This window comes from Streptomyces sp. NPDC005266 (assembly GCF_040607655.1).
Taxonomy (GTDB): domain Bacteria; phylum Actinomycetota; class Actinomycetes; order Streptomycetales; family Streptomycetaceae; genus Streptomyces.
On the sequence record NZ_JBEXHC010000003.1, the window covers coordinates 12674 to 21980 of the forward strand.

Below are 9307 nucleotides of genomic sequence, written 5' to 3' on the forward strand. Positions count from 1 at the left end.
CCCCCCACCACCGCCCACGCGGCTGAGCCGGACCGCATCGTGGGCCGGGGTCGCCGGGCCGCCGGGCCGGGGGCGGACGGGAGGGGGCGGGGGTGCTCCCACCCCCACCACCGCCCACGCGGCTGAGCCGGACCGCATCGTGGGCCGGGGTCGCCGGGCCGCCGGGCCGGGGGCGGACGGGAGGGGGCGGGGGTGCAGGGGTGGGGGTCCTGGACGCTGACGTGTATTTGTGGCGCCAATCTCCGGCCCACCCCACGCTTCCGGCTAACGGCGCCGTAAATATACGGTCCAGGGCCCCCGCCCCGGAGGCCCCGCCCCCGGCACCCACCACCCACGCACCCCACACCCGCACCCACCCACGCACCCCACACCCACACCCCACACCCACACCGGCACCCCGCCCCGCGGATCACGCCCCGCGGATCACGCCCCGCGGATCACGCCACATACGTCCGCGGCGATTCGGCCTCCGTGGCGGCCCCCGTCGCGACCAAATCCACCGCCGCCGCCAAACGGCTCGCGGCCTTGTCCGCCACCGCTCCGCCGACCGTGAAGGGAAGCCGTACGTATCCCTCGAAGGCCCCGTCCACCCCGAAGCGCGGCCCCGACGGCACTCGTACTCCCAGCCGTGCGCCCGCCTCGGCGATGCGGGAACCGGAGAGGCCGCCGGTGCGGGCCCAGAGGGTGAGGCCGCCGTGGGGGACGGCGAACTCCCAGTCGGGCAGATGGCGTCGGACGGCGTCGACGAGCGCGTCGCGGTTGCCGCGGGCGAGCGCGCGCCGTACGGCGATGGCCTCTTCCCAGCCCCCGGTGTTCAGCAGCCATGCGACGGCGAGCTGTTCGAAGACGGGCGTGCCGAGGTCCGCGTAGGCGCGGGCGGCGACGAGGCTGCGGATGATGTCGGGCGCGGCGCGGACCCAGCCGATGCGCAGTCCGGCCCAGATGGATTTGCTGGCCGAGCCGACGGTGATGACGGTGCTGCCGGCCGGGTCGAAGGCGCAGACGGGGCGGGGCAGTTCCACCTCGTCGTCCAGGCGCAGTTCGGCCATGGTCTCGTCGGCGATCAGGACGGTCCCGGCGGAGCGGGCGGCGTCGACGAGTTGCCGGCGCTGTTCCTCGGTGGCGAGCGCCCCGGTGGGGTTGTGGAAGTCGGCGACGACGTAGGCCAGCCGGGGCGCGGCGGCGCTCAGGACCTGGCGCCAGGAGGGGATGTCCCAGCCCGCGAGCCGGTCGGCCATGGCGACGGGGACGAGGCGGGCGCCCCCTTCCCGCATCAGCTGGAGGATGTTGGCGTACGAGGGGGATTCGACGGCGACGCGCTCACCGGGCCGGACCAGCAGCCGGCAGGCGGCGGCGACGGCGCCCATGGCGCCGGTGGTGACCATGATCTGTTCGGGCATGGTGGGGATGCCACGGGCGGTGTAGCGGTCGGCGAGCGCCTGGCGCAGTGCGGGCAGTCCGGCGGGGTAGTCGCCGTGGGTGTGGGCGTAGGGCGGCAGTTCGCCGAGGCCGCCGCGCATCGCGCGGGTGAGCCACGGTTCGGGGGCGGGCAGCGCGGCGCAGCCGAGGTCGATCACGGAGGCGGCGGCCTCCGGGGGCAGCGGGTCGAGCCCCCGGGTGGGCAGCGGGCTGCCGGCGGGCATGGCGGTCCAGCTTCCGGCGCCACGCCGCGACTCCAGGAAACCCTCACCGCGCAGGGCCTCGTACGCGGCGGCCACAGTAGTACGGCTGACGGCGAGCGCGGCGGCGAGCTCACGCTCGGCGGGCAGGCGCGCCGCGACCGGGACCCGGCCCTCGAGGATGAGCAGTCGTACGCCGTCGGCGAGGGCGCGGTAGGCGGGGAGGCGGCGGGCTCCGGCGAGGGAGGTGGCCGCCCCGGCGGCCACGCCGTCGCGGGTGTGCTGTGACCCGAGCAGCCGGGCCAGCTGGGGTGCCCCGACCGCGGACGTCCACGGACTCATCGGATACAGTCCACCTTTCTGGAATTGGCCATGGAACTGGACTGGTTCTCGACCACAGAGTGACATGCCCGCCGTCACTCACACCAGGAGCACGCGTTGTCCGACCGCCTCCCCCGCCGTCTTGTCCAGCTCTACCTGGGGCTCACCCTGTACGGCGTGTCCATGGCGCTTCAGGTGCGCGCCACGCTCGGGCTCGACCCCTGGGACGTGTTCCACCAGGGGATCGCCGAGCGCACGCCGCTCTCGTTCGGCACTGTGACGGTGATCGTCGGCGCCGCCGTGCTGCTGCTGTGGATCCCGCTGCGGCAGCGGCCGGGGCTGGGGACGGTGTCCAATGTCATGGTGATCGGCCCGGTGGTGGACGCCACCTTGTGGCTCGTTCCAGCGCCGGAGGCGTTGGCGGCGCGGATTCCGCTGCTGGCTTTCTCGATCGTGCTGTGCGGCGCGGCCACGGGGCTGTACATCTCCGCGCGATTCGGGCCGGGTCCGCGAGACGGTCTCATGACGGGGCTGCACCGGCGCACCGGCCGGTCGATACGGCTGGCGCGGACGGGCATCGAGGTGGCGGTGCTGGCCACGGGGCTGGTCCTGGGCGGATCCGCGGGCGTGGGCACGGTACTGTACGCGCTGACCATAGGGCCGCTGTCACAGTTCTTTCTGCGCCTGTTCGCGATTCCCGCACCCGCGGCGGAGGGCTCCACGGTGGTGGCCCGGGGCGGTCGGAGCGGCCGGATCAAGGACCTGATTTAGAGGTCAGGCCGATGGAGGGGTAGTGTACGCCCTTGGCCTACCAGGCGGACCGTTACTGCGCGCTAAAGTACCAGAAACGCTGGGTGACATCTGCTGCCAGATGTGACAAACCGGGCGCCTGTGGGTAGAACAACGGGGCGGCACGACGGGCGACGCATGTCCCAACACGGGAATCTTCACCGCCGACCGGACGTTGACCGGATGACGACGACAGCGACACCTGTCCTGTGGGCGACAAGCCCGGGAGGCACGATTCATGAGTGAGCGAGCTCTCCGCGGCACGCGACTCGTGGTGACCAGCTACGAGACCGACCGCGGCATCGATCTGGCCCCGCGCCAGGCGGTGGAGTACGCATGCCAGAACGGACATCGATTCGAGATGCCGTTCTCGGTAGAGGCGGAGATCCCGCCGGAGTGGGAGTGCAAGGCGTGCGGCGCCATGGCACTCCTGGTGGACGGCGATGGTCCTGAGGAGAAGAAGGGCAAGCCCGCGCGCACACACTGGGACATGCTGATGGAGCGGCGCACCCGCGAGGAGCTGGAGGAGGTGCTGGCCGAGCGGCTGGCGGTCCTGCGCTCCGGCGCCATGAACATCGCGGTGCACCCGCGGGACACCCGTAAGTCTGCCTGACCCGTAGGGCAGCACTGACGATCGAGGGCCGGGGCCATTGCTGAGCAGTGGCCCCGGCCCTTGCGTGCGCTGATGGCGTTGAGGGTGCCGCGGAGCGGCGGGCTCAACGGTCCGGGTCGCGGTCCGGGTCCGTCTCGTCCCGCATCACATCGTCGCGCCCGATCATTCGGCCGTCCCGGCTCGCTTCGCCATCCTGGCGCGGCTCGTCTTCCCGGATCACTTCGCCCCGGATGACCTTGCCCTCGCCCGGGCGCTCCCCGCGGGCCCGGCCCTCCCCGGCCTGCCGGAAGGGATCGGCCGGCGACCCCGGCACATAGCCCAGCCGGCGCGACAGCGCGCCCTCGGCGCGGCGCCGCAGCAGCGCCCGGGTCGGCGGGAACAGGCACACCAGCGCGGCCAGGTCGGAGATCAGCCCCGGCATCATCAGCAGCAGCCCGCCGATCATCGTGAAGGATGATCCGGCCCGCGCACGCGGCTCGCCCGCCGCGGCGCCCGGCTGCATGGAGTGGGTCAGACTCTGCCAGGCCCGGCGGCCCCCGCGCTTGACCACGGCGGCGCCCACGACCGCGCCCGCGACCAGCAGCAGGAACACGGTGAACCCACCCGCCGCCCGCGCCACCACGGTCAGCAGCCAGATCTCCAGCACCAGCCAGGCGGCGATGCCCAGCGGTACGAAGGAGCGGGTACGTGAGCGCTTCGGGCGGGTCGCGTCGCTTGGCTGCGATGGGCCGGTCATCATGCATCCAAGTGTGCCCGGGCGCGGGCGGGACCTGGACCCCGGGGCCGCGGATCAACGCCGCGGATCACCGGGGAATCGGCGGCGGCGGTTGGGGTATCCGCTGCCGATGGAGGTGTCGGGATGGCCGGTGTGCTGGAAGTCGTGGTGAGCTGGGCGGTGCTGACCGGGGTCTGGCTGGTGCTCATCAGCACCGTGGACCCGCTGGAGATCATGGTGGGCGCGGCTGCCGCGCTGCCCGCCGCCCTGCTCGTCCGCGCCGGGCGCAGGGCGGTGGCCGGGCGGTGAGCGCGTCGGACGGCTGGCTGCTGGCGGCGCTGGTGCCGCTGCTGGCCCTCGCGCCGGTGCTGTGGTGGATCGCCCGCGGCGAGCCGGGGGACCGGTTGATCGCCCAGAACCTCACCTCGCTGCTGGCCGGTCTCACCGTCCTGCCGGCCGCCCAGGGTCTGGGCCGCCCCTCGTATGTGGATGTGGCGCTGGTGCTCGCCGTCCTCGGGCCCACCGGCACGCTCATCTACGCCCGCTTCCTCGGCGTCCTGCCCGATTCCCGGCTGGTGCGGTGGACGGCCCTGGTGGGAGTGCCCGCGACCGTGCTGCCGCTGTGCGTGGCGACCGGGCCGGGCCGGGCCATGCTGAAACTGCTGCTGATCGGCGCCCTGCTGATCGCGGGCAGCGTGGTGACGAGCGCGGGCGGCAGCCGGCCCGCGAGCGGGAACGGGGGTGCGGCGAAGTGAGCGATGCGCTCATCGTCGTGGCGCTGCTGCTGGTCGCGGGCGCCGCCACCGCCGCCGTGCTCAACCGGGACCCGGTGCGCCAGGCGCTGGTCCTCTCCTTCCTCGGGCTGTCGCTGGCGCTGCTGTTCACCTTCCTCCAGGCGCCGGATGTGGCGCTCTCCCAGCTCGCCGTCGGCTCCGCCGTGACGCCCCTGATGATCCTGCTGACCGTACGGAAGGTGCGGCGCCGCCCGGGCAACGGCGACGGCGTGGATGAGCCCCGGGGCCGTGACCGGTGAGCCCGCGCGCCCGGCTGTGGGTCTTCCTGGTGGGCGCGGTGGGCTTCGCGGCCCTGTTCGCGGTGGCCTGTGCCGGGCTGCCGCCGTTCGGCACCGGCAGCCACCCGTACGGCGAGCGGGCCGTGCGCGCCGCGCTCAGTCATCACACGGCCAACGCCATCGCGTCCGTCAACTTCGATCTGCGGGCCTTCGACACGCTCGGCGAGGAGAGCATCCTGTTCGCCGCGGTGCTCGGCGCCGTGGTGCTGCTCCGCCAGACCGCCGATGAGCACCGTGAGGATCCCGCGCCCGCCGCCGTCCATCCCCGGGTGCGCGCGTTCGCCCTGGTGATCCTGCCCCTCGCGCTGCTCGTCGGGCTCTATGTGATCGCGCATGGACAGCTCAGTCCGGGCGGTGGCTTCCAGGGCGGCGTGGTCGCCGCCACCGCGCTGCATCTGCTCTATATCGCCGCCGACTACGGGGCGCTGGAGCGCGTCCGGCCGCTGACGCTGTACGAGATCGGGGAGGCGGTCGGCGAGTCGGCGTATGTCGTCACCGGACTCGCGGCCGTCCTCGCGGGGTCGGCGTTCCTGGCGAACGTCCTCCCCTTCGGCACCTTCGCCACCCTGTCCTCCGGCGGCACGGTCATCGTGCTGAACGCGGCCGTCGGCATGGAGGTCGCCAGCGGGGTCGTCGTGCTGCTGGCCCGCTTTCTGGACCAGGCCGTGGAGATCGAGGAGCCCGGCGAGGACAACGGAAACCAGGACAACGGAAACGACGGCAACGAGACGAGGGAGCAAGGGTGACGGTCCTGCCGTTCGCGATCGCCGGATGGATCTTTCTGATCGGGGTGTACGGGCTGGTGACCAGCCGGAACCTCATCCATGCCGTGGGGTGTCTGGCCGTCGCCCAGTCGTCCACCTATGTGCTGCTGCTCGCCGTCGGCTACCGGCGCGGCGGCACGGCACCGGTCTTCTCCGACGTCCCGACCCACAGCAGAGTCGTCGATCCGGTGGTGCAGGCGCTCGCGCTCACCGACATCGTGGTGGGCGCGACCGTGACCGCACTGCTCCTCGCGCTCGTCGTCCAGCTCCGCAAACGCCATGGGACGGTCGACCCCGACGCCCTGTCCGAGCTGAAGGGCTGACCGGGTGGACTCCGCGAGGCTGCTGCCGCTGGTGGTCGCCGTGCCGCTGCTCGGCGCGGCGGTGCTGGTGGCCCTCGGACGACGGCTCCCCCGGGTCGCGTCCGACGTTCTCGGCTGTGCCTTCGCCGCCGTCACCGCGGCGCTGGCTCTCACGCTGCTGGGCCGGCCCGGCGGCCGGGGGCCGTATCCGGTGGAGTGGGTGGGCGGCTGGCGGCCGGTGGGCATCGTCCTGGTCGGCGATCCGCTGGGGACCGGGCTCGCGGCACTGGTCTCGCTGCTGGTCGTCGCCGTCCTCGTCTACTCGTGGCGGTACTTCGAGGAGCCGCCGCGCCGTCATCCCGGCTCGTTCCCCGCCCTGATCCTGCTGTTCCAGTCGGGCATGTGCGGCTTCGCGCTGACCGGCGACCTGTTCAACGCGTTCGTCTTCTTCGAGCTGATGGGCGTCGTCGCCTACGCCCTCACCGGGTTCCGGGTGGAGGAGCCCAAGCCACTGCAGGGGGCGCTGGCCTTCGGCATCGTGAACTCCCTCGGCGCATACGCCGCACTGCTGGGGATCACACTGCTGTACGCGCGCACCGGGGAGCTCGGCTTCGCCCAGATCGGACGGAAGCTGGATACGGGCGAGCCCGACGGTCTGGTGCTGGCCGCGTTCGTCCTGGTGACGACCGCTCTGCTGGTGAAGGCGGCGGCCGTGCCCTTCCACTTCTGGCTGCCGGACGCGCATGCCGTCGCCCCGACGCCGGTCTGCATGCTGCTCTCGGGTGTGATGGTCGAGCTCGGGGTGTACGGGGTCGCACGGCTCTACTGGACGGTTTTCGCGGGGCCCGGCGGCATCGGGCACTCCGCCTTCACCCACGCGCTGCTGGCCCTCGGCACCCTCACGGCGCTGCTCGGCGCGGTGATGTGCTGGCAGCAGCGCCATCTCAAGCGGCTGCTGGCCTTTTCGACCGTGGCCCATACCGGGCTGTTCCTGACCGGCGTGGCCGTGCTCTCCCCCGAGGGCCTCGCGGGCACGGCTCTGTATGTGCTCGGCCATGCGGGGGTGAAGGCGGCCCTGTTCGCGTGCACCGGCATCCTCCTGAACCGCTACGCCTCGGTCGACGAGCACGAGTTGTTCGGACGCGCCCGGGAACTCCCGACGATCGGCGTCCTGTTCACGGCGGGCGGCCTGGCGCTCTGCGGGCTGCCGCCATTCGGCTCCGGGCTCGGCAAGGCCGTCGCGGAGGAGGCGGCGGGCCATACCGCCGGATGGCTGCCCGCGCTGTACGTCCTGGTGTCGGCGGTGACCGGCGGCGCGGTGCTGCGCGCCGCGCTGCGGGTTTTCGCCGGGGCGGGCCCACGGCCCCGGGACGGGAAGGACGAAGGCCCGGAGACCACCGGCGATGAGGAGCCGGAGACCGCCGGCCGGCTGTGGCGCATTCCCCTGCCGATGACGGCGGTGCCGGCCGTGCTGCTGGCCGCGTCGCTCGCCGTCGGGGTGATCCCCGCCGTCGGGCCCGCCATGGGCCGGGCGGGGGCGCTGTTCGCCGACGGGACCGGCTACCGGCACGCGGTCCTCGACGGACGGGCCACGGCCGCACCGGAGTTGGCGCCGCCGCACTGGTCGGCGGCGGGGATCCTCCTCGGGCTGCTGTCCACGGCTCTCGCCGTCGCCCTGGCCGCACTGGCGGTCCGGCGGCCGGCCCGCACCGGGACGGCGCCGCTCGCCCCCGTACGGCGGCTTCAGTCCGGGCACGTCGGTGACTACGTCGCCTGGATGGTGGCCGGGACGGCGCTGCTCGCGGCGCTCACCGTCCCGGGCGTCCGTTAGGCGCTGTCCGCTCTCAGCGGTCGCGCAGGGCCGAGATCAGCTGGCTCTTCGACATCTGCGACCTGCCCTCGATGCCGGCCTTCTTGGCCTCGCGGTACAGCTCTTCCTTGGTCCGCGCCTCCATGCCACCGGACTTGGCACTCTTGCGGGCCATCGTCCCGCGCGGCGTGGTGCTCTTGCCGCTCTTCATAGTCGTTTTAGCCATGTTCGGCCTCCTTCCGCCTTCAGTGTCCGGTAAGGGGCGGGAAGATGCCTGCGGGACTACTCCGAGCGCTGTACCACCACGCGGTGCGGGCGGCGGCTAATCGTCCTTGCGCCCCAGAAGCTTGTTCACCCGGGCGCCCACGCCCCAGGACATGACCCGCCACGCCGCCTCGGTGACGATGTCACGGCTCATCTTGCTCTCCCCGCGCTCCCGTTCGATGAAGGTGACCGGCACCTCGATCACATGAAAGCCCGCCTTGATCGCGCGCCAGGCCAGGTCGATCTGGAAGCAGTAGCCCTGGGAGGCGACCTCGTCCATGCCGAGACCTTCGAGGGTCTCCTTGCGGAACGCGCGGTAGCCGGCCGTCATATCGCGGATCGGCACATCGAGCAGCAGCCGGGAGTACGTGCTGCCGCCACGGGAGATGAACTCCCGGGACTTGGGCCAGTTGACGATGCGGCCGCCGGGCACCCAGCGCGAACCGATCACCAGATCGGCGCCCTTGAGCGCGGTGAGCAGCCGGGGCAGCTCCTCGGGCTGGTGCGAGCCGTCGGCGTCCATCTCCACGAGGACGCCGTAGCCGTGCTCGATACCCCAGCGGAAACCGGCCAGATAGGCGGCGCCGAGGCCCTCCTTGCCCTTGCGGTGCAACACGTGGACCTGGTCGTCCTCGGCCGCGAGCTCATCTGCGACCTTGCCCGTGCCGTCCGGGCTGTTGTCGTCCGCGACGAGGACATGCGCGTCGGGCACGGACTCCCGGACCCGGGCGACGATCGGCTTGATGTTCTCCGCCTCGTTGTAGGTCGGGATGATCACCAAGGTCGTGCCGAGCGGACCGTACTTCCGCTGACCGCCGTCGTCCTCCTTGGCGCTGGCCGGCTCCCCGGCCCCGGTGCGCGGCTCCTCGCCCCCGGTACGCGGCTGGTCGCCCTCGGTGCGCGGCTCGTCGGCCTCGGTACGCGGCTGGTCGGCCTCGCGCGCGTCGCTCACCGTGCCTGACTGTTCGCTTCTCCCCCCACGAGGCGATCCCTCACGTTCACCGCCACGGCGCGGCTGGTCGGCCTCGCGCGCGTCGC

The 9307-nt window shown here is 72.7% G+C and carries 12 protein-coding genes; 8 read left to right on the forward strand and 4 right to left on the reverse strand.

Annotated elements, in window-relative coordinates; all coding sequences use genetic code 11:
• Positions 1-437 precede the first annotated feature (437 nt).
• The gene (locus tag ABZU99_RS06390; protein ID WP_356043396.1) at positions 438-1961 is read right to left on the reverse strand and encodes a PLP-dependent aminotransferase family protein; all 1524 of its coding nucleotides are present in this window, start codon (positions 1959-1961) and stop codon (positions 438-440) included.
• Between the two features lie 162 nt (positions 1962-2123).
• Here ABZU99_RS06390 and ABZU99_RS06395 point away from each other — a divergent pair, with 162 nt between their 5' ends.
• Entirely contained in the window at positions 2124-2711 is a 588-nt protein-coding gene (locus ABZU99_RS06395; protein ID WP_355941576.1) for a hypothetical protein, read from the forward strand.
• A 256-nt stretch (positions 2712-2967) separates the two neighbouring features.
• Entirely contained in the window at positions 2968-3342 is a 375-nt protein-coding gene (locus tag ABZU99_RS06400; protein ID WP_014056358.1) for an RNA polymerase-binding protein RbpA, read from the forward strand.
• Between the two features lie 103 nt (positions 3343-3445).
• On the opposite strand, the gene fxsA is transcribed toward ABZU99_RS06400, so the two are convergent.
• The gene (gene fxsA, locus ABZU99_RS06405; protein ID WP_355941573.1) at positions 3446-4078 is read right to left on the reverse strand and encodes an FxsA family membrane protein; all 633 of its coding nucleotides are present in this window, start codon (positions 4076-4078) and stop codon (positions 3446-3448) included.
• A gap of 123 nt (positions 4079-4201) precedes the next feature.
• Here fxsA and ABZU99_RS06410 point away from each other — a divergent pair, with 123 nt between their 5' ends.
• Genes ABZU99_RS06410 through ABZU99_RS06435 form a run of 6 tightly spaced genes read left to right on the forward strand, consistent with a single transcriptional unit; the run spans position 4202 to position 8026 of the window.
• Positions 4202-4366 carry a hypothetical protein gene (locus ABZU99_RS06410; RefSeq protein ID WP_355941488.1) on the forward strand — a complete coding sequence of 55 codons (165 nt, stop codon included), beginning with the start codon at positions 4202-4204 and terminating at the stop codon, positions 4364-4366.
• Positions 4363-4812 (forward strand): MrpF/PhaF family protein, encoded by a 450-nt coding sequence (locus ABZU99_RS06415; protein ID WP_356043400.1) that lies wholly within the window; start codon positions 4363-4365, stop codon positions 4810-4812. The genes ABZU99_RS06410 and ABZU99_RS06415 overlap by 4 nt, the downstream gene beginning before the upstream one ends.
• The gene (locus ABZU99_RS06420) at positions 4809-5090 is read left to right on the forward strand and encodes a DUF4040 domain-containing protein (protein ID WP_356043403.1); all 282 of its coding nucleotides are present in this window, start codon (positions 4809-4811) and stop codon (positions 5088-5090) included. Before ABZU99_RS06415 ends, ABZU99_RS06420 begins: the two co-directional genes overlap by 4 nt.
• The gene (locus ABZU99_RS06425) at positions 5087-5875 is read left to right on the forward strand and encodes an MnhB domain-containing protein (protein WP_355941479.1); all 789 of its coding nucleotides are present in this window, start codon (positions 5087-5089) and stop codon (positions 5873-5875) included. Before ABZU99_RS06420 ends, ABZU99_RS06425 begins: the two co-directional genes overlap by 4 nt.
• Complete coding sequence (locus ABZU99_RS06430; RefSeq protein ID WP_355941476.1) at positions 5872-6216, forward strand: cation:proton antiporter subunit C; 345 nt, start codon at positions 5872-5874, stop codon at positions 6214-6216. Before ABZU99_RS06425 ends, ABZU99_RS06430 begins: the two co-directional genes overlap by 4 nt.
• Before the next feature lie 4 nt (positions 6217-6220).
• The gene (locus ABZU99_RS06435; protein WP_356043407.1) at positions 6221-8026 is read left to right on the forward strand and encodes a complex I subunit 5 family protein; all 1806 of its coding nucleotides are present in this window, start codon (positions 6221-6223) and stop codon (positions 8024-8026) included.
• 13 nt (positions 8027-8039) lie between these two features.
• Here the strand turns inward: ABZU99_RS06435 and ABZU99_RS06440 are convergent, their stop codons facing one another.
• Positions 8040-8231: a Rho termination factor N-terminal domain-containing protein gene (locus tag ABZU99_RS06440; protein WP_355941471.1), complete on the reverse strand. Its 192-nt coding sequence runs from the start codon at positions 8229-8231 to the stop codon at positions 8040-8042.
• A gap of 96 nt (positions 8232-8327) precedes the next feature.
• Positions 8328-9050: a polyprenol monophosphomannose synthase gene (locus tag ABZU99_RS06445; RefSeq protein ID WP_355941570.1), complete on the reverse strand. Its 723-nt coding sequence runs from the start codon at positions 9048-9050 to the stop codon at positions 8328-8330.
• Between the last annotated feature and the right edge of the window lie 257 nt (positions 9051-9307).